Origin of the sequence: Enterococcus cecorum (assembly GCF_052119425.1) — a bacterium.
GTDB classification, from domain to species: Bacteria; Bacillota; Bacilli; order Lactobacillales; family Enterococcaceae; genus Enterococcus_E; species Enterococcus_E cecorum_C.
Genome location: NZ_JBQKFH010000005.1, coordinates 24,571 through 44,204, shown reverse-complemented (window position 1 = coordinate 44,204; position 19,634 = coordinate 24,571). Strand labels below are relative to the sequence as shown.

Annotated in this window: 21 protein-coding genes and 1 tRNA gene; 8 read left to right on the top strand and 14 right to left on the bottom strand. The window is 35.8% G+C overall.

All coding sequences use genetic code 11. The features are described 5' to 3' along the window. Nucleotides 1–33: 33 nt before the first annotated feature. The 3 genes from ACTQZM_RS02005 to ACTQZM_RS01995 form a co-directional block, all read right to left on the bottom strand. On the bottom strand, nt 34–438 hold the full coding sequence (locus ACTQZM_RS02005) for a hypothetical protein (RefSeq protein WP_441652738.1): 405 nt from the start codon (nt 436–438) through the stop codon (nt 34–36). Then, nucleotides 428–1,147, bottom strand: a complete 720-nt coding sequence (locus tag ACTQZM_RS02000; RefSeq protein ID WP_441652737.1) for a hypothetical protein — start codon at nt 1,145–1,147, stop codon at nt 428–430. Before ACTQZM_RS02000 ends, ACTQZM_RS02005 begins: the two co-directional genes overlap by 11 nt. Before the next feature lie 131 nt (nt 1,148–1,278). Beyond that, the gene (locus tag ACTQZM_RS01995; protein ID WP_441652736.1) at nt 1,279–3,414 is read right to left on the bottom strand and encodes an LTA synthase family protein; all 2,136 of its coding nucleotides are present in this window, start codon (nt 3,412–3,414) and stop codon (nt 1,279–1,281) included. A 216-nt stretch (nt 3,415–3,630) separates the two neighbouring features. Here ACTQZM_RS01995 and ACTQZM_RS01990 point away from each other — a divergent pair, with 216 nt between their 5' ends. From ACTQZM_RS01990 to ybaK, 3 genes are read left to right on the top strand one after another with little or no spacing between them, the layout of a single operon-like run. Then, nucleotides 3,631–4,803: a class I SAM-dependent rRNA methyltransferase gene (locus ACTQZM_RS01990; protein ID WP_441652760.1), complete on the top strand. Its 1,173-nt coding sequence runs from the start codon at nt 3,631–3,633 to the stop codon at nt 4,801–4,803. 13 nt (nt 4,804–4,816) lie between these two features. Continuing rightward, a complete protein-coding gene (gene aroD / locus ACTQZM_RS01985) occupies nt 4,817–5,575 on the top strand; it encodes a type I 3-dehydroquinate dehydratase (RefSeq protein ID WP_208945117.1) in 759 nt (252 codons plus the stop codon). Beyond that, the gene (gene ybaK, locus ACTQZM_RS01980) at nt 5,568–6,059 is read left to right on the top strand and encodes a Cys-tRNA(Pro) deacylase (RefSeq protein WP_441652735.1); all 492 of its coding nucleotides are present in this window, start codon (nt 5,568–5,570) and stop codon (nt 6,057–6,059) included. The genes aroD and ybaK overlap by 8 nt, the downstream gene beginning before the upstream one ends. 39 nt (nt 6,060–6,098) lie before the next feature. Here the strand turns inward: ybaK and ACTQZM_RS01975 are convergent, their stop codons facing one another. Further along, on the bottom strand, nt 6,099–7,361 hold the full coding sequence (locus ACTQZM_RS01975; protein WP_441652734.1) for an NAD(P)/FAD-dependent oxidoreductase: 1,263 nt from the start codon (nt 7,359–7,361) through the stop codon (nt 6,099–6,101). A gap of 252 nt (nt 7,362–7,613) precedes the next feature. On the opposite strand from ACTQZM_RS01975, the gene gdhA reads away from it, so the two are divergent. Then, nucleotides 7,614–8,963 carry an NADP-specific glutamate dehydrogenase gene (gene gdhA, locus ACTQZM_RS01970; protein ID WP_441652733.1) on the top strand — a complete coding sequence of 450 codons (1,350 nt, stop codon included), beginning with the start codon at nt 7,614–7,616 and terminating at the stop codon, nt 8,961–8,963. Nucleotides 8,964–9,175: 212 nt separating this feature from the next. Beyond that, nucleotides 9,176–10,522 (top strand): glucose-6-phosphate isomerase, encoded by a 1,347-nt coding sequence (locus ACTQZM_RS01965; RefSeq protein ID WP_047242977.1) that lies wholly within the window; start codon nt 9,176–9,178, stop codon nt 10,520–10,522. 147 nt (nt 10,523–10,669) lie between these two features. On the opposite strand, the gene ACTQZM_RS01960 is transcribed toward ACTQZM_RS01965, so the two are convergent. The 4 genes from ACTQZM_RS01960 to ACTQZM_RS01945 all read right to left on the bottom strand — a co-directional run bounded on the left by ACTQZM_RS01960 (nt 10,670) and on the right by ACTQZM_RS01945 (nt 12,882). After that, nucleotides 10,670–10,819 (bottom strand): hypothetical protein, encoded by a 150-nt coding sequence (locus ACTQZM_RS01960; protein WP_087401976.1) that lies wholly within the window; start codon nt 10,817–10,819, stop codon nt 10,670–10,672. 155 nt (nt 10,820–10,974) lie between these two features. Further along, on the bottom strand, nt 10,975–11,571 hold the full coding sequence (locus tag ACTQZM_RS01955) for a TVP38/TMEM64 family protein (RefSeq protein WP_047341504.1): 597 nt from the start codon (nt 11,569–11,571) through the stop codon (nt 10,975–10,977). Between the two features lie 79 nt (nt 11,572–11,650). Further along, nucleotides 11,651–12,109, bottom strand: coding sequence for a threonine/serine exporter family protein (locus ACTQZM_RS01950; RefSeq protein ID WP_441652732.1), 459 nt, complete (start codon nt 12,107–12,109; stop codon nt 11,651–11,653). Further along, nucleotides 12,106–12,882 (bottom strand): threonine/serine exporter family protein, encoded by a 777-nt coding sequence (locus ACTQZM_RS01945; RefSeq protein ID WP_441590409.1) that lies wholly within the window; start codon nt 12,880–12,882, stop codon nt 12,106–12,108. Before ACTQZM_RS01945 ends, ACTQZM_RS01950 begins: the two co-directional genes overlap by 4 nt. A 223-nt stretch (nt 12,883–13,105) precedes the next feature. On the opposite strand from ACTQZM_RS01945, the gene ACTQZM_RS01940 reads away from it, so the two are divergent. Together ACTQZM_RS01940 and ACTQZM_RS01935 are read left to right on the top strand one after the other, a co-directional pair. Beyond that, entirely contained in the window at nt 13,106–13,675 is a 570-nt protein-coding gene (locus tag ACTQZM_RS01940) for a TetR/AcrR family transcriptional regulator (RefSeq protein WP_248622337.1), read from the top strand. Between the two features lie 99 nt (nt 13,676–13,774). After that, on the top strand, nt 13,775–14,575 hold the full coding sequence (locus ACTQZM_RS01935) for a Cof-type HAD-IIB family hydrolase (protein WP_248622339.1): 801 nt from the start codon (nt 13,775–13,777) through the stop codon (nt 14,573–14,575). A 41-nt stretch (nt 14,576–14,616) separates the two neighbouring features. Here the strand turns inward: ACTQZM_RS01935 and ACTQZM_RS01930 are convergent, their stop codons facing one another. Next, nucleotides 14,617–15,276: a deoxynucleoside kinase gene (locus ACTQZM_RS01930; RefSeq protein WP_441652731.1), complete on the bottom strand. Its 660-nt coding sequence runs from the start codon at nt 15,274–15,276 to the stop codon at nt 14,617–14,619. A 170-nt stretch (nt 15,277–15,446) separates the two neighbouring features. Beyond that, nucleotides 15,447–15,533: transfer RNA gene (locus tag ACTQZM_RS01925), tRNA-Ser, on the bottom strand. 242 nt (nt 15,534–15,775) lie between these two features. Between ACTQZM_RS01925 and ACTQZM_RS01920 the strand changes: the two genes are divergently transcribed. Next, on the top strand, nt 15,776–17,212 hold the full coding sequence (locus tag ACTQZM_RS01920) for an NCS2 family permease (RefSeq protein ID WP_441652730.1): 1,437 nt from the start codon (nt 15,776–15,778) through the stop codon (nt 17,210–17,212). 316 nt (nt 17,213–17,528) lie between these two features. Here the strand turns inward: ACTQZM_RS01920 and ACTQZM_RS01915 are convergent, their stop codons facing one another. The 4 genes from ACTQZM_RS01915 to ACTQZM_RS01900 are packed head-to-tail and all read right to left on the bottom strand — an operon-like array spanning nt 17,529 to nt 19,627. Then, the gene (locus ACTQZM_RS01915; protein WP_441652729.1) at nt 17,529–18,884 is read right to left on the bottom strand and encodes an IS66-like element short variant transposase; all 1,356 of its coding nucleotides are present in this window, start codon (nt 18,882–18,884) and stop codon (nt 17,529–17,531) included. Then, complete coding sequence (locus tag ACTQZM_RS01910; protein ID WP_047338686.1) at nt 18,841–19,047, bottom strand: transposase; 207 nt, start codon at nt 19,045–19,047, stop codon at nt 18,841–18,843. Before ACTQZM_RS01910 ends, ACTQZM_RS01915 begins: the two co-directional genes overlap by 44 nt. 54 nt (nt 19,048–19,101) lie before the next feature. After that, complete coding sequence (tnpB, locus tag ACTQZM_RS01905; RefSeq protein WP_047338685.1) at nt 19,102–19,452, bottom strand: IS66 family insertion sequence element accessory protein TnpB; 351 nt, start codon at nt 19,450–19,452, stop codon at nt 19,102–19,104. Next, on the bottom strand, nt 19,433–19,627 hold the full coding sequence (locus ACTQZM_RS01900; RefSeq protein WP_047338684.1) for a hypothetical protein: 195 nt from the start codon (nt 19,625–19,627) through the stop codon (nt 19,433–19,435). Before ACTQZM_RS01900 ends, tnpB begins: the two co-directional genes overlap by 20 nt. Between the last annotated feature and the right edge of the window lie 7 nt (nt 19,628–19,634).

Here is a 19,634-nt window from a genome sequence, read left to right as displayed (position 1 = left end):
CAGACAGGCTATTTGGATAGCTTGTCTGTTTTTTTACTCATGAAAATGAAGTAAGGTTAGGTTGTGCGTAAGGATGATAATCTGTTTATGATAATGGCGGCTGATTTGCTTCAATTTTAGCAAGAGTTGTTGAATTTGCCAGGTCGTACAATAATCAATGCCACGAATATAGATGCAGTCATTGTGTTGGATAAATAGTTGTTGATAGACTTGAATGGCAATCAGGGTTTGATAATCTGCTTGTGTAGGTAGGACATCAAGATTGGTTTCTGCTATCTGAAATTCTTTTGCCAACCATTCAATGGCATTTTGCTGATTTTTACGTCGAATGGCTAAATGGGCCTTTAAAGATAAAAAAGGAACGAAATTAGAAAAGGGTTGATTCGCTGTTTCATAACTCATTTTTATATTCGGAAAGTTTAGTTGATTATTTGGCAAAAGAGATCCTTCCTTTCTTTAGATTTTGAACGAAATAAATCAGGCTGTTTACTGTGATAAGTCCTAAGCTATTAATGAAGCAAGTTTTAACCAACATTTGCAAACTAATTTTTTCTAAGTGAATTTGATTTTGGATGAATTGCCATAAACCATTTTCTGATTCAGGCACTTTTATTTGAAAAATATTTTTAGCAGGTACAGGTGCCTGAATCCATTCTTTAATAGAGAAGTGATGAATATCAGCGAAGTAATAACGACATAAAGAAAAAATAATCGGTAATATCCAAGTTTGTAATAAAAACATCACCATACTCATGACCACGGAGACAGTAATAGAAATCACGAGTAATTCCCCACTAATTAAACCAAAATAATTGCTGACGGTACCCCCATTATTGATCCAGGAAACTTTTTCATTTTGACGGTTTTTTTGTAAGCGAAATAAGAAGTAACCGAGGATGAGAAATAGGATACATAAGACAATCATATATAGCATTCTACTTGGAGATTGCCACTGGGTGATTAGTTGTTTTGCTTTAGCTGAAATATCAAAAAATTGCTGTATCGCATGAATGATTGCAATCAAATATTGCTGAAAAATAGCATAGAACCACTGGATTAAAATGAGTAAACTAAAAAAGAGCGCAATGCCTAAAAATGCTTTTTTATGATAATAAATACTACGCTTAATGACACTTAACCAAAACAATCTTTCACCTACCTTCAAAAATATCTAGATTTCCTCTAAGTATTACTATAGTCTTTTTTTATGAACATTTTGTGAATAAGGTACGAAAAAAAGAGGCTGAATTCATCATTTCAACCTCTTTTTACTGATAGCTATTTGTTTTCATTTGAAGAACTTGAACTTGCCTCTTTAGGATGTAGTTCTTGATAAGATTTGGTTTGGTACTTATCAGTAGTACTTGTATGATTATGTTTACTGTAAACACTTGTTGACTTATCGCCAAGTTCTTTTTCAATTTTTTCAATACGATCTGTGTTTTTCAGATAATTATAATCATCTGGGTTGATGGCTTTCAATCCACTCTTCGTATAGAACCGTAACAAATCACCATTATTTATTTTATCTGAGGTGGCCAACTGATCGGATACGGCGTCTTTATCTGCGTCGATTTGTTTTTTGAGTTCTTCACTAGGTTCGGTAATTTCTTCACCGGTTTTATTATCATAAAGCACGCCACCATAATAAGTATAGTTTGGTGTCACAAAATCACCATCACGGAAGGCGACAAGTTGTTTATGATCAGGTGAGAATAAGTCTTGACCTAGTTGAATATAGTTTTGCGTATCAACACCTAGTAAATGTAATAATGTAGGTAGCGCATCGACTTGACCGCCATAAGTATCAATGATTTTACCTTGAGTCATACCTGGAATGTGAATCATGTAAGGTACGCGTTGGACTTGGGCGTTATCAAAGTTTGACCAAGTATCACGGTCTTTGCCTAACAGTTGAGCTAATTCTTTATTACGCGCATTTGAAATTCCATAGTGGTCACCATAAAGGATGATGATGGAATTATCATAAAGACCACTTTGTTTGAGATAATCAAAGAATTCATGAACCGCAGTATCCATATAATTGGCTGTTGAGAAGTAACTATTAATTGTTTCATCTTTTGTTTGTGCCAATGGGAAACCTGTTTCATCTCCACTCAATTGTGAGTATGGATAGTGATTCGATACGGCTATAAATTTGGTATAGAATGGTTGTTGCAAGTGTTCAAGATACTTCACAGATTGTTGGAAGAATGGTTTATCATTTAACCCATATTGGAATGAGTTATCTTCTGTTACATTGTAATAGGAAGCATCAAAGAAATAATCATAGCATAGATGTTTATAGGTTTCATTTCGATTCCAAAACGTACCGGAGTTTCCATGGAAAACAGCAGAAGTGTATCCTTGTGTTTGTTTTAAAATATTTGGTGCTGCTTCAAAGGTATTTTTCCCACCTAATTGTGTGAAGAGAGCGCCTTGATTTAATCCAAAGAGTGAGTTTTCAAATAAAGTTTCAGAATCACTCGTTTTTCCAGCTTTGACTTGATGGAAAAAGTTAGAAAAGCTAAAAGTTGAATTACTATGATATAAACTATTAATGAAAGGCATCACTTCATGTTCAACACCATTTTCATCTTTTAACTTATAATCAATTAAAAATTGTTGTGTACTTTCTAGGTGAATATAAATGACATTGCGACCTTTTGCTAAACCAAAGTACTGGTCATTGGGTTTGGCATAATGGCCTTTGACATATTCTGCTACTTCATCCATATCGGTAGCACTTGCCTGAGCACGCACTTGAGTTGTTTTATAAGTTTGGACACCATCATAAGCAGTAAATGCATTGATTCCTAAGTATTTCACTAAGTAATCACGAGAGAAGGTACGTGTTAATAATTCTGGACGATCACTTTCAGCTAAGAATAAGTTACCTGAAAAAATCATCACAGATAGTGTGGTAAAAGCAAAAGCCATTCGCGCACGTACCGGAGTTTCATCCATTTTGATACGTTTGGTAGCTAAAGCAAAGACGAGCAAAATGAAGTCTATCCAATACAAAATATCATACGGTCTAAATAGTTTAATGGCACTTTCACCTAAACCACTCGCAACCTTACCCGCACCTAACATCGTATTGATTGTGATGAAGTCAGTGAATTCTCGATAATAAACAGCATTCGAAAACAATAGGGTAGTCATGATAAAATAAATGACCATCATTGTAATATAGGCTGGCTTTTTGCGACGAACGTATAAACCGACTGATAATAAAAGTAAGGTTGTAGCAATTGGATTTATTATCAAAATAAAATGTTGGAGCGCATTTTCCAAAGATAGATGAAAATCTAAGGTATAGGCCAACATATTTTTTAACCACATTAACACAATTAGTAAGGTGAAAAAGCCCAAACGTTTGTTAACCCAGCTAAAATAATTTTTTTTAGTCAAAGGAAAATTCCCCTCTTTTCTTTTATTTACAAATTTTCATAAAGTTACACTATTCCTTTACATTTTACTCATCTTAAAATCGACTGTCAATTGAACTTCAAATACCGTCATCATAATTTAATTTTTCTTTATAAAATGTCTCAGTGCTTTTTTCGTGTTTTCTATTATTTTGTGTTATAATTTTTTTAAATAAAGAGAGAAGAAATGGAGAAACAAATGCCAAAAGTAACAATTAAAAATTCTGCAAAAAATAAATTTTTACATGGCTATCCCTTAATACGCAAAGAAGAAGTGTTAGATGTACAAGTAACGAATGATTGGGTAGATTTTGTCGATGAAAAGGACCGCTTTATTGCCAAAGGATATTTAGGTGAGCAGAACAAGGGCATCGGTTGGATATTATCTTTGAAAAACGTAGCAATCGATCATCATTTTTTTATGCAAAAGTTTGAACAGGCTAAACAAGAGCGTTCAACCTATTTTTATTCTCAAGATACGGATACTTTTCGAATTTTTAATGGAGAAGGCGATGGAATCGGTGGGATGACAGTCGATTATTACAATGGTTACGCAGTTGTTTCTTGGTACAATGCTACAATTTATCATCATCGCCAGCTAATTATGGATAGTTTTCTCAAAGTATATCCAGAAATTATTGGTATTTATGAGAAAAATCGTTTTAAGAGTGATTTACCAGAGTCCAATCATTTTTATGGAAGAAAAGCACCTGAACCATTAATCGTGAAAGAGAATAACGTTCAGTTTGCTACCTATTTAAATGAAGGTTGGATGACCGGAATTTTTTTAGATCAACATGAAGTGCGAGGCCGTTTGGTCGATGGTTTAGCAATGGGAAAACGTGTGTTAAATATGTTTAGCTATACAGGAGCTTTTTCGGTTGCTGCAGCTTTTGGAGGAGCGAGTAGTACGACTAGTGTGGATTTAGCTAAACGTAGCCTTGAAAAGACAAAAGAGCAGTTTGCAGTAAATGGCTTTACACTAGAAAATCATAAAATTCATGTGATGGATACCTTTGATTATTTCCGTTATGCTAAGAAAAAAGGCTTGCAGTTTGATGTAATTGTACTTGATCCTCCAAGTTTTGCGCGAAATGGCAAGAAGGTATTTTCTGTTGCAAAAAATTATGGAGATTTAATTGCAGATAGCTTACCTATATTAGCTGAGAAAGGAATCATTATTGCTTCCACTAATGCAAGTAATGTCCCATTAACGAAATTTCAAAAAATGATTGAGAAAAGTTTTCAAGTTGGTCAAGTGAAGTATCATTTATTAGAGAGTCACCATTTACCGGCGGACTTTAAAACGAATTCGCACTATGAAGAAAGTGATTATTTAAAAGTATTAATTTATCAAAAAGTATCAAAGTGAGAGGAAGGATTGTATGTCGACGGAGTTTAAACGCCCCAAGATTTGTGTTCCGCTAACTGGAAAAACAACGGAAGAATTGGTTGCACAAGCAGAAAAAATTCGGCAAAGTTCTGCGGATATGGTGGAATGGCGAGCTGATTATTTTACAGAAATTCAAGATTTGGAGCAGACACTAGTGACGCTGAGAACTTTACGTAATAAATTGTCAAATAAGGAATTGCTCTTTACTTTTCGAACTAAAGAAGAAGGTGGAGAAGCCCAAATTCGCTTGGATGATTATAAAGAATTGTGCTTAAGTGTTTGTAAGTTGCAGTTAGTGGATATGATTGATATTGAACTTGCACAGGCTGAGTTTTTAGGACGATATTTTATTAAGCAACTAAAAGAGACGCAGACAATTTGTTTGATGAGCTATCATAATTTTGAACGTACGCCTAAAGATGCAGAATTAATCTTTAAAATAGGGCTAATGCAGCAGATGGGAGCAGATATTGGTAAACTGGCTTTAATGCCGCAGCAACTAAATGATGTCTTACGTACAATGAGTTTAATTGAAAAAGCGCATAGTTTTTACGACTTACCTTTAGCAGTAATGGCGATGGGTGATTTGGGAAAAATAACAAGGGTTGCTGGTGAATTAATGGGTTCTCAATTTACTTTTGGGTATTTTGGAGAAAATTCTGCGCCAGGTCAAATCCAAGTGGAGATGCTTGATCAAATATTGACCACCCTTAGCATACAAGAAACAGTAAAGGAAGAGGAAATTGGCTAAAAAGAAGCAAGTGAAAACAAATGCGATTCGGATTGTTGAACAAAAAAAGATTCCTTATCAAGAGCATACTTATATTTTTTCAGAAGATGATTTAGGAGCAAAACATGTGGCTGAAGAGTTACATCAAAATGAAGCACAAATCTTTAAAACATTGGTTGCAGTCGGCAATAAAACAGGGCCGATTGTGGCAGTGATTCCTAGTAACCAAGAGTTAGATTTGAAGAAAATTGCGAAGGAAAGTGGCAATAAAAAGGTAGAAATGTTGCATCTCAAAGACTTAGAAAGTTTAACAGGGTATATTCGTGGTGGGTGTTCACCAGTCGGAATGAAGAAACTATTTCCAACCTACTTTGATCAGTCAGCCTTAAATTTTGCGACCATTATGGTATCAGCCGGAAAACGCGGTTTACAAATGGAGTTATCCCCCAATGATTTAGCCAGCTTAGTCCGTGGCAAATTTGTTGATTTAATTTTAGAAAAATAATTCAAAAAAGAGGGGCCTCCCCCTCTTTTTTGATTAGTTCTAACTTTGCCATAATGCTGTTTGAGCGGCATGCATACCAGCTACATGACCAGTACAAAAAGCTGCTGTAATATTGTAACCGCCTGTATAACCATTAATATCTAAGACTTCACCACAAGCATATAGTCCCATCATTTTTTTACTTTCTAAGGTTTTGGGATTGATTTCTTTTAATGAGATTCCGCCACCAGTAACAAATGATTTTTCTAAAGCAAAGGTGCGAATAATCGGTATTTGAAAAGCTTTGATCAGATTTACTAAAGAATTAACTTGTTTTAAAGTGACTTGTTTACTCATTAAATCTGCGAGGTGTAATCGTTCAAGATAAAAGGTAAGCAACCGATCAGGTAAAAGTCCCTTCAACGCATTGTTCACTTGTTTCTTCTCATTTTCCTGAAGCATTTGAGTAATTTTTTGATTCAGCTGATTAGTGGTTAGTTCTGGTAAACAGTCCAATTCGACAATCACAGGTGTTTGTTTTTTCAGCAGCTGATTAACAAAAGAAGAACATCTTAAAGCAGCTGGACCTGAAATTCCAAAATGCGTAAATAGTAAATCCATGGTGTGACTTGTCACTGTTTTCCCTTTTTGATTTAAAACAGTTAATTGCACATCACGTAAAGATAATCCTTGTAAGGTACGCTCCTGGATAAAATCTGCTTCACTAATTAGCGGCGATTCTGTCGGGTATAGTGGTGTGATTTGATGTTTTACTTGTTTGGCTAATTGATAACCATCACCAGTTGCCCCAGTGGATGGGTATGTTTTACCACCTGTGGCGATAATAACACTCGGTGCAAAAAAATCTCCTTTATCACATCTCACTCCTTGAATGGTACGACCATCATGAATGAGTTTTTCGACCGTTGTTTTCATGCATAATTCAACATGATTTTCTTTTAGTTTAGAAACAAGGCAATCAACAATTGTTTTGGACGAATCAGTGGTAGGAAACATTCGCCCATGATCTTCTTCTTTTAATTGCACGCCTGCTTGGGTAAAGAATTGGATAATATCTTGGTTATTCCATTGATTAAAAGTACTATATAAAAAGCGACCATTTCCTGGAATGTGTTCGATTAAATGTTCGACGGATTGACAATTGGTGACATTACAACGTCCGCCTCCAGTCATCAATAATTTTTTACCGAATTTTCGGTTTTTTTCAATAAGCAGTACTTTTGCCCCGTTTTCACTCGCACTAATTGCTGCCATCATCCCACTCGTACCGCCACCGATGACAATAACATCATATTTTTGCAAATTTTTCTCACATCCTAATTTTAATGAATTATTTTACTATTTTTTACAGTAAAATAGATGAAATATTTTCAATTTTCAGTTACAATATATCATACCTATATGATTTTTCCGAGCCTTTCGCTTGTTTTTTTGAAAATCATTCGGATATCACTGCTGATAGGTGAAGAAAAATGTATAGATGTACTATTCATTCTCATGTTATATTGACGTGATGAAATTTTATGATGAAAAACAGGAAGGAAGTTGTGGTTTATGAGTAAAGTAACGGAGTATGTTGAGAAAATTCAAGCAGAGTTACATGCAAAAGACAGTCATCAAGCAGAATTTTTACAAGCGATTGATGAATTTATGGAAACCGTTGTCCCATTTTTAGAAGAACATCCAGAATATGTGGATCAAAATTTATTGGCAATTATTACTGAGCCAGAACGCTTAGTCCAATTTCGTGTGCCTTGGCAAGATGATAATGGTAATTGGCAAGTGAACCGTGGCTACCGTATCCAATTTAATTCTGCTTTAGGACCATATAAAGGTGGTTTACGTTTCCATCCTAGTGTAAACTTAAGTATTTTGAAATTCTTAGCTTTTGAGCAAATCTTTAAAAATAGTTTGACAGGTTTACCAATTGGCGGGGGTAAAGGTGGTAGTGACTTTGACCCTAAAGGCAAATCAGATGCGGAAATTATGCGTTTTTGCCAAAGCTTCATGACAGAGTTAGCCAAACATATTGGACCAGATACAGACGTTCCTGCAGGTGATATCGGTGTAGGTGGCCGCGAGATTGGTTACTTATTTGGTCAATATAAACGCTTAAAACAATATGATGCTGGTGTCTTAACTGGAAAACCTCTATCTTTTTGGGGAAGCTTAGGACGTACTGAAGCGACTGGTTATGGTGCGGTTTACTTTGTTAAACATTTATTAGCCGATCAAAATGAAGACTTTAATGGTAAGACAGCGATTGTTTCTGGTAGTGGAAATGTGGCAATCTATACTATTGAAAAACTTCAACAATTAGGTGCTAAAGTCATTTCATGTTCAGATTCAAGCGGCTATATCGTGGATGAAGAAGGAATCGACTTAGACTTACTAAAAGAAATCAAAGAAGTGAAGCGTGAAAGATTAACAAGCTATCAAGCCAAACGTCCTTCAGCAAAATATGTAGCTAATGATTCAGTTTGGAACGCAAATCTAAAAGCTGATTTAGCCTTCCCAAGTGCGACTCAAAATGAAATTAATTTAGATCAAGCCAAACAATTAGTCGCAAATGGGATTAAAGTCGTTGCAGAAGGTGCGAACATGCCATCTACTTTAGAAGCCGCTAACTACTTCATCGAAAATGGCGTACAATATTGCCCGGGTAAAGCGGCTAATGCAGGTGGAGTTGCTGTATCTGCTTTAGAAATGAGCCAAAACTCACAACGCTTAGCTTGGACAAAAGAAGAAGTCGATGCTAAATTAGACGATATCATGCACAATATTTACCGCGCTTGTCGTGATACAGCCACTCACTTTAACCAAGGCCATAACTTATTATTAGGTGCGAATATTGCAGGATTTGAACGTGTGGCTAAAGCGATGAGTGCTCAAGGATTAGTCTAGGAAATACAAGCAATTTATCTGGAAAAAATAGACATCTGGAGTTTTCAATCTAGTCATTTTGCTAGTTGAAGGCTCCTTTTTTAGAAGTCGTTGAAGGTTTCATTAAATTTCGCGATTTTTTTCACTAATTTTAGGGAATTTACTTGAAAAATTGAAACAAAACACGTAAAGTAATAACTGTATAAACGACGAATTTTTTTAGGAGGAAAACAATGGCTCACATTAAATTTGATTATTCAAAATTAGCTCCATTTGTTAGTGAACATGAATTAGCTTACATGCAAACACAAGTGACAGCAGCAGACAAAGCTTTAAGAGAAAAAACAGGTCCTGGTAACGACTTTGTTGGTTGGTTAGATTTACCAACAAACTATGATAAAGAAGAATTTGCGCGTATCAAAGCAGCAGCGAAAAAAATCCAAGAAGATTCTGAAGTACTTGTTGTAATTGGTATTGGTGGTTCTTATTTAGGGGCACGTGCAGCAATTGAATTTTTAAATCATTCATTCTACAACGTATTACCTAAAGATGGACGTAAAACACCTCAAATCTTCTTTGCTGGTAACTCAATTTCTTCAACTTACTTAGCTGATTTAATTGAATTAATTGGCGACCGTGATTTCTCAGTGAACGTTATCTCTAAATCAGGTACAACTACTGAACCTGCAATTGCGTTCCGTGTGTTCAAAGAATTATTAATTAAAAAATATGGACGTGAAGAAGCAAACAAACGTATCTATGCAACCACTGACCGTGCACGCGGTGCTGTAAAAGTTGAAGCTGATGCAGAAGGCTGGCAAACATTTGTCATTCCAGATGATGTTGGTGGACGTTTCACTGTATTAACGCCAGTTGGTTTATTACCAATTGCTGTAAGTGGTGCTGATATCGATGCTTTAATGAAAGGTGCGGCTGATGCACAAGTCGCTTACTCATCTGATAGCTTAGAAGAAAATGAAGCTTATCAATATGCAGCTTTACGTAATATTTTATATCGTAAAGGTAAAGCAATCGAAATTTTAGTTAACTACGAACCAGGAATGCAATACTTCTCTGAATGGTGGAAACAATTATATGGTGAATCTGAAGGTAAAGATCAAAAAGGTATCTATCCTTCAAGTGCTAACTTCTCAACTGACTTACACTCTGTTGGTCAAACAATCCAAGACGGTGTAAGAAATATTTTTGAAACAGTTGTGAAAGTTGAAAAACCTCGTAAATCTGTTGTCATTCCTACCCAAGAAGATGATTTAGATGGTTTAGGTTACTTACAAGGTAAAGAAGTTGATTTTGTAAATACAAAAGCTTTCGAAGGTACTTTATTAGCACATACAGATGGTAATGTACCAAATATGTTAGTGAAATTACCTGAAATGGATGCTTATACATTAGGTTATGTCATTTACTTCTTTGAAATTGCTGTAGGTATGTCTGGTTACTTAAACGGGGTTAACCCATTTGACCAACCAGGTGTTGAAGCTTACAAGAAAAACATGTTTGCTTTATTAGGTAAACCAGGTTTTGAAGAATTAGCGAAAGAATTAAATGAACGTCTATAATTTCAAAATTTTAAGGCTTAGCTCTCTAATCGAGGGTTAAGTCTTTTTTTGCTATTTAAGGCTAAAAAAAATCATCCTTAGCGTGAGAACTAAAGATGATTCTTAAAGTAGGTTGTTTGGATTTGTGGGCATGATGTTTTCCTTTCTTTATTTGTTTGCAACAAGGTTTGCCACTGCTTGTTCAATTGTTACACCATAGGCACAGTTGTTTTCGTTGTTAGCATCAATTGCGATAAAGACATTTTGTGTTGTGTCAAAAGCAATTCGATAAACAAGATTTGTGTTTTTGTAAGTCATAATACGACCTCCTTTAATTATTTAATATTGTAACCCCTTTACATTGTTCATTATAGCACAAGTAGTAAATTCTGGCAAATATTTTGAATTCGTTATCTAAATTTAAGCATAAAATAAAACGACTACCACAAAATAAATGGGGTAGTCGTGTTTTCTTAACTTAATAAATTGGTTAGCCAGTTCGCCCCGTAAATTAAGGCCATACTGTAAGCTAGAATCGTTGCTGGTTTGCATAATAAGATAATCCAAGTGAATTTCTTAAGGCTGATTTCTGTGAGCCCAGCAATCATACATAAGGCATCATCAGGAGCAACCGGTAATAGAATGGCTAAAGAAAATAAGCGATCAAATCTCTTTTGATTATCTAGCCAATGCGTATATTTGTTAAAGGTCTTTTCACTAATCATACTTAAAATGAATGGTTTACCATATTTTCTAGCAAGTAGGAAAACAATGACAGATCCGATACAAATACCAACATAATTATAAACGAATCCCCAAAAAGGACCAAATATGACTACACCAGCAGCGGTAGATATCCCACCAGGAATAATCGGCACAACTACTTGAATGATTTGTAAAAGGATAAAGATAAATGGACCAAAGATTGCGGCATTCTCTATGTACAGTCGCAAGGAATGAATATCTTTAAATAGTCCTAAGCGATAAAAATAAATCGTGACAATAATCGTTGCAACTAAGCCACAAAATGAGATGAAGCTAACGATTTTACGGGATAGTTCAATGTTCATAGAGAATCTCCTTTTCCAAATTATCTATCGCTATTATAGCTGTTTTTTACATATTTGAGAATACCACTTTAGACTGATTTTATAAATTTTTACGCTTTTTTTGTAAATTTGATATCTTTAAAACAATTCTTTCTACTAAATTACTCATCATAAAGGCACCAGCAATACTAGCCGCAGTGATAGTCACGATACTTATTTGGGTAAAAGCTGCTGTAGTATTACCGCTAATAAATAGACGAATAGCTAAATAAGCTGGGCCACCAGGCACGAGCAAAAATAGGCTTGGTATATGAAAGATAATGACCGGCATTTTTTGTTTACGTGAAAAATAGATACTTAAGATTCCAATCAGAAAGGCTGCCCAAAAATTGGCGCCACCTAAGGACATATGATGCATTTTTAACTGCCAAAAGACTAGCCAACCGCATACTCCAGTAAAACCAGCTGCGACAAATGCTCTTCTAGGGATATTTGTGATGATACCAAAGCCAATTGTACTCAAAAAGCTAAAAACAATATGAATCATCCACTCGCTCATAGCCATCCTCCTAACCAGTTGAAGACCGTTGCAATACCGGCGCAAATGGTAGCTGCGACAATCAATGCTTCTGTTGCTCGAGCTGTCCCGCTAATTAAATGTCCCGCTAAAATATCACGAACAGCATTGGTAATTGCTACGCCAGGTACAAAGGGCATAATTGAACCAATAATAATGGGATCGATTTGACTGGCGAAATGGTATTTTACAGCGACGATGCTCATAATACCAATACAAAAACTGGCGATGAACAAATCAAAGTAGTTCAGTTTTATCAGCGATTTGCAGACAACGCTAATAATAAACCCAAGTGAGCCGATTAAAAAAGTAATCAAAAAGTCAGACATTACCCCGCCAAAGAGATACATCGCGCCAGCACTAATCATTCCGGCTGCTAAAATTTCTAGCCAAAGTGGAAAGGTAGGTACTTTTTGATCGATTTGTTCGAGTTTTTCTGCCAGTTCATGAAGATTGATTTTTTTATCTGCAAACTGCCTAGACATCTCGTTGACAGCAACCACTTTTTCTAAATTGATGGTACGCGCTTCGACACTGGCAATCATGACTTTTTGCTGATTCTCAAGACCGATGAAAATTCCTGTAGCTGTAACGTAACAACTCACATCCATTTCCCCGGCGTTTTGTGCAATTCGTTTCATTGTATCTTCTACGCGATAAACTTCAGAACCATTTTCCATCATAATTTTACCAGCTAATAAGGCGGTTTTAAGTATTGTGGCTTTTACATTTTCTGATTGGATATTATTGAACAAGGGATAATCACCTCAAAAGCATATAAGTTGGGATATTTTTTATTTTAGCTAAATTTTTGAAAAAGGCAAAAAATTTTAATTTATGATTTTGAAAAGTTTATATTTTGATGGAACTATGATAACGTTTTTTGCCTAGTATGATAACATTTTTGACGAATATTTTTTTGCCTAATTTACATATTTTGAGTAAAATAGAGATAGATAGAATTTGGGGGAGATTTGAATGAGGTATAAAATTTACACAAGAGAACAAATTGTAAAAGCAGGGTATAATATTGTGGCACGTGAAGGATTTGATAAGTTCACTGCTAGAAATGTCGCACAAGAATTGGGAATTTCAACACAACCTATTTATTTGCAGTTCAAAAATATGAAAGATTTGAAGACACAAGTTTTGGATAAAGTTTGGCATGATATTGAACGAATTAGTCTAACCAAACCAATAACAGGAGATATTATTGTGGACTCCCCTGTTCATTTTATTGAGTTAGCCTTAAAGAAACCTACCTTATACAAAGCTTGTTGGGTAGATAATAATGGTGGCGGTGATTACTTATTCGCTAAGTCTGAAAACTATTATCGCGAACAAGTCTTTAAAGATGACCGTTTCAAACATTTAAGTGATGAAGAATTTAGAAATTATCATTTGGAAACATTAATTGCGGTTAGTGGTATTATTTCCTTACAAAATGCTGGAATTATTCATTTAACGCATGATGATTTCGTGAATATGTGTAAGAAAATGATTGATGATATCGCCAAAGGTCAAAAATTAGATTTAATTCGACAATAAAGATAAAACCTCAGTAGTAGCGACTATTGAGGTTTTACTTGTTTCTTCTTCCAGAAATGTGTTAGACTATAGAGAAAGATTTTAAGGAAGGAGAAATATATGGAAAAGAAATTAATCGCGATAGATTTAGATGGTACGACATTAAACGCGCAATCACTGATTACTCCAAAAACGCAAGCGACCTTAATTAAGGCTCAGCAACAAGGGCATACTGTAGTGATTGCAACGGGTCGTCCTTTTAGAATGAGTGAACAATTTTATCGTCAACTAAAACTGGATTCTGCTATGGTTAATTTTAACGGCTCATTAACGCATAAGCCTTTTAAATATTGGGAAAAAGAAACCGAATATTTTATCGATCGTGCTATTGCTTTTGACTTAAAGGCTAAAAAAGAAGCACTAGGGATTGAATTTGTAGCCGCAGAAGATCGTCGTCATTTTTTTGTTAGCCAGTTAGACGGTGTTGATCCTACCTTTTTCGGTTCAACTAAGGTAACGAATGATAATCTATTAGAGAATTTAAAAGAAAATCCGACTTCATTATTAATTAAAACACGCCCAGAAACCTTAGACAGTGTCGCTGAGGTATTAAATCGTTCTTATCCTGATGTTGCGACTAAAACGTGGGGTGGACCACATAATATGCTGGAAATGACCCCTAAGGGAGTACACAAAGCAACTGGTCTTGCACTAATTGCGGATGATTTAGGATTTAAGCCAAAAAATATTATGGCATTTGGCGATGAATACAATGATGTGGAAATGCTCGAATTCGCAGGTCGTGGTGTGGTCATGAAGAATGGTTCTGAGCAAGCGAAAAAAGTCGCGAACGATATGACTGAATATACGAATGATGAAGATGGTCTAGCACGCTACTTAGAAAAGTATTTAAGTTTATAACAAAAGAAGCACAGAATTTTGGAGGATTCTGTGCTCTTTTGTTAATTCATTTCATTTATAGCATTTTTGATAATTGCCATTACAGCTTCTTTATGCTCGGGGATTTCAATATCATATTTGGTAATTGGAATCGCAATTTTTTTACTCTTATCATAAGCGTTATACCAATCATCATAGCGTGAATGTAGATGTTTATAATAAGCTAATAGTTCGTCATTTTCTTCATTTTCATCTACTTGTTCATATTCGCGACCACGTTTTTTGATACGTTGTAAGTGAATATCAAGTGGTCCTTGTAAATATACTAATAAGTCTGGTGCTTTTTTAGGCATACCGTCTAACTCTTCCATCATATTATCTAAAAGAGAAAGATAAGTATCCATTTCAGCTTCAGACATATTGCCATTTTCAAAATTGATTTGGGTAAATAAAGCATCTTCATAAATAGAACGGTCTAAAACATTGTGTTGATGTTTCAAAGCTTCTTTAATGCTCTTAAAGCGGGTATTTAAAAAGTGAATTTGTAATGCAAAAGCCCAACGCTTCGGATCTTTATAAAACATTTCTAAAATGCGATTATCATCGACACTTTCATAAAAAGGTAAACTGCCTAATTCATTCGCAATCATTTCAGTGTATTTGGTTTTTCCGGCACCAATCATACCTGCAAGTACTATCACAGCTTGGTTAGCTCCTTTCATTTATAACAAAACTCCTTAAAGTTCAGCAATTATCATTCTTCTACTAAACTACAATATATTGACAACATGAAAAATCATACCACAATATGTTGGGTAAAACAAGTCAGAGATCTGTCCTGATTACAAGAAAAGTGAACAAAAAAAGCAACTACAAAGCTGCAGTTGCGAAAAGGAGAGTACGGGATTTGAACCCGTGCACCGAAAAATTCGGCTCGCTGGATTTCGAGTCCAGTGCATTACCACTCTGCCAACTCTCCGTAAGTTATATTTTGACTGTTTTTTATAAAAAAGTCAATAAGGAAATAGATAATTTCTAGTTGTTGAGAGGTGAATGTTGCAAAACACGAACATTTAAAAGATTTTTAAAGCTTTTTATTCTTTTTCTGTTGAAATCCGAAAATTACTCGACTATACTACCTTGTGTAGTCTGAAAAAAACGTACATTTAAAATCGATTTTTTCGGAATATATCAGAATATCTGAGGAGTGGACTTATTAAAATGGAAAAATTTTTCAAATTGAAGGAAAATAAAACAACTGTCTCTACAGAAATTTTAGCTGGATTAACAACATTCTTTGCAATGAGTTACATATTGTTCGTTAATCCAAATATTTTATCTCAATCTGGCATGCCGTTTCAAGCGGTCTTTTTATCAACGATTATTGCTTCAGTAATTGGTACTTTAGTCATGGGATTATTTGCCAATGTACCCTATGCGCAAGCGCCAGGTATGGGGTTGAATGCTTTCTTTACCTTTACTGTAGTATTTGGCTTGGGGTATTCATGGCAACAAGCTTTAGCGATGGTGTTTATCTGTGGTTTAATCAATATCTTTATTACTGTGACGCGTATTCGCAAAATGATTATTCATGCAATTCCTGAAAGTATGCAACACGCTATCAGTGGTGGGATTGGTATTTTTGTCGCTTATGTTGGGATTAAAAATGCGAATTTATTAAGCTTTAGTGCTGATGGTGCAACAATTACTAATGCGATCGTTGAAAAAGGTAAAGTGGCCAGTGTTTCAATGAATGGTGGCATCGTTCCTGCATTAGCAAACTTCAATAATGCACCTGTACTTTTAGCTTTAATTGGTCTATTTTTAATGACGATTTTAGTGGTCTTAAATGTACGTGGCGCAATTATCATTGGGATTTTAGGTACTACAATTATTGGTATTTTAATGGGTGTTGTTGATTTAGGTGCGATTGATTGGCACACGAATTCATTGGCTAACTCATTCAAACAATTAGGTACAACTTTTGGTGCTGCTTTTGGTCCAGAAGGGATGCAATCTTTATTTAGTGAATCTCATAAAATTCCGCAAGTGATTATGACAATTTTAGCTTTCAGTTTATCTGATACTTTTGATACAATTGGTACATTTATCGGTACTGGTCGTCGTACGGGTATCTTCTCTAAAGCAGATGAAGATTCATTAGACAATGGTCGTGGGTTAAATACGCGTCTAGATCGTGCGTTATTTGCTGATGCGATTGCGACAAGTGTAGGTGCGGTATTCGGTACTTCTAATACGACTACTTATGTTGAATCAGCTGCTGGTATTGGTGCGGGTGGACGTACAGGTTTAACTTCTGTGGTTGTCGCGATTCTTTTTGCAATTAGTAGTTTCTTCTCACCATTAATTTCAATTGTTCCTAGTCAGGCAACTGCTCCTGCTTTGATTTTAGTTGGGGTTATGATGATGGCTTCCTTTAAAGATATTAATTGGACAGAATTAGAAGAAGCAATTCCAACTTTCTTTGCTTCAATCTTTATGGGCTTGTGTTATAGCATCTCTTATGGTATCGCAGCTGGCTTTATCATGTATGCCTTAACGAAAGTCTTAAAAGGCAAAGCAAGCCAAGTTTCACCAGTTATTTGGGCAGTCAATGCATTGTTTATTCTAAACTTTGTGATTCTTGCCATTATCTAGTTGTTTATATCAAATGAATATAAAAAGGGCGATTCTTTTGCAGGCTCACTTAGGGATTTGATGAAATAACTATTTTTAAGTGAACCCTTCAAATGGAACTCAAAACAAAACGGCCACACTAGAGTATTGAACTACTTCGGTGTGGCCGTTTTTCCCTATCTCGAGTACCGAAATGGGTAAGCGCCCAATAACGAGGTATATTGAAAATCTCCAAAGTCCTCTGATATTCTCGACTTATAGTGGATAGTGACAAAATAAAAATTCACTAGAAACTATAAGGCGAGGATATCACTCATCGACTCTGGAGATTCTTTTTTTATTTACAATTTGCTTGTACAGTTTCTGACCATGGCAAATAAGCTTCTAGAACTGCTTTTTTTGCTAAAGACTCCTCATTTGGCAACTTCTCCAAAAGATAGGTAAGATATTTCTCTGAGTCTAAGCCATTTCGTTTGGCAGTTTCTAAAAGAGACAGGATGATTGCACTAGACTTGGCTCCTTCAAAGCTTTGAGAGAAAAGCCAATTCTTCCGTCCCAGGACTAAACCTTTAATCGCACGCTCAGCTAGATTATTGGATAATACTAATGAACCATCCGCTAAAACTGTTTTGAATGTTTCCTCATATTTCAACGCATAGGTGATCGCACTACCTAACTTTGATCCTGGGAGTACTGATTGATTGCGACACCAATCAAAGAAAGACATCATTAGAGGGGCTAATCTTTCTTTACGTTTGCTCAATCTTTCATCTGAAGGCAGTTCAGCCCAAGAGGCTTCTAGTGAAAACATCTGGTCACAATAATCTAATCCCTTGCGTCCCAATGACTGCTTATCTGCTTGTTTCGGCGTTGCTTCAAAAAATTTTCGGCGTACATGTGCCCAACAACCTACTAACTTTGCTTTAGGTAGTTGGCGATACGCTGACCACATATCACAGTGAACATAGCCTTCATAGTCACCAAGAAATTCTTGAACAGCCAAACCGCTTCTGCGCCGATCATGATGATAGAGTGTAATTGGCTGTACTGTTTGTTTTCCTGAAAGGAATGTCCAGTAATAGGTCAAAGAGGTATCATTCTCTAAAACTCTATAGGCTGTCTCATCCGCATGAAGAAGGCTTTGTGTTAATAACTTTTCACGCAGTAATTCATAGAGTGGTTCGAAATAATACTGACTAGACTTGATATGCCAATTAGCCATCTCTTTACGACTAATCGGTAGCCCCATTTTCTGCCAATCCGCTTCTTGTCGATAGTTTGGCACTTTCAGTGTGAATTTCTGATGAATGGTGTGCGCAATAACAGAAGCTGAACCCAGACTATGCGCCAAGGGCGCCTTGGGTACAGGGGCCTTGATGATTTTATCTGTCGCATTTTTCTTGCTACAGGCAACACATTTATAGGCATGCTGAATATGATCCACTCGTTTTAACTGTGCAGGAACATAGACTAATTCTTGTCGTTGCACACACGAGCCGATTTCTTTTAACCTTCCATGACAATCTGGACAGGTACAAGCCTCTCCCATCAATTCATGGTGGATGACCTCTGGTTTAAATTGTTGAAAAATAGCTTGCCGTTTGCCTTTCGCTTTTTTCCGACGATAAGTAATGGTTTCTTCTTCTGGATTACCTGGGACAGTCACTTTCTTCTTCAGGAAGTTCCATGTCATCAAACAGGCTCAATTGATTCTGGTTATAGTCACGCTTTTCAGAGGATTTACCATAAAGTTTTTTGGTAAGGTAAGCGACTTGTTCGCGTAAAAGCGTAAGTTCATTGGACATTGCTTCAATTGTTTTTGTTAGTGATTCAATCGTTTTTTCTGATGATGACATCTTCGTTAACTCCTCAAGATTTTTCTTTATTATACGCGAAAAAAAGCCGGCATTTCAATAGAAATGACGACTTTGACTCTCTAAAATTTTTGGTGTAATAGAAAATCCTTTCATTAACCATTCAACTTGTTCAGGCGTTAAAGCCCGAACCTCCGCAGTACTTCTTGGCCAAGTTAGTTGTCCATTTTCAAAACGTTTATAAAGCAACCAGAATCCTTCACCATCCCAGTAGAGGGCTTTAAATCGATCACTTTTTCCACCACAAAAAAGAAAGACGGATTTTGAAAAAGGGTCTAAATCAAATTGTGACTGAATAAGGTAAGCCAGTGAATCGATTCCTTTTCGTAAATCCGTTTTCCCACAAACAATGTAGACGGGCCCCAGATCACTTAAGTTTAGTCCCATAAGCGAACACCTTCTCTAAAATTTCATTTCGTTGAGTGGCATCAAGTGATGAGAAAAAGCTGAGCTCAATCGCTCCCACTTTACAACGAAGCAATAGCTCGTTTTTGGTTCGTTTCTTGAAGTGTTGCGTGCCAGTTTTGGGCATCTCTAGAGGGACAATAGGTTGTTTCATCATGAAAAAT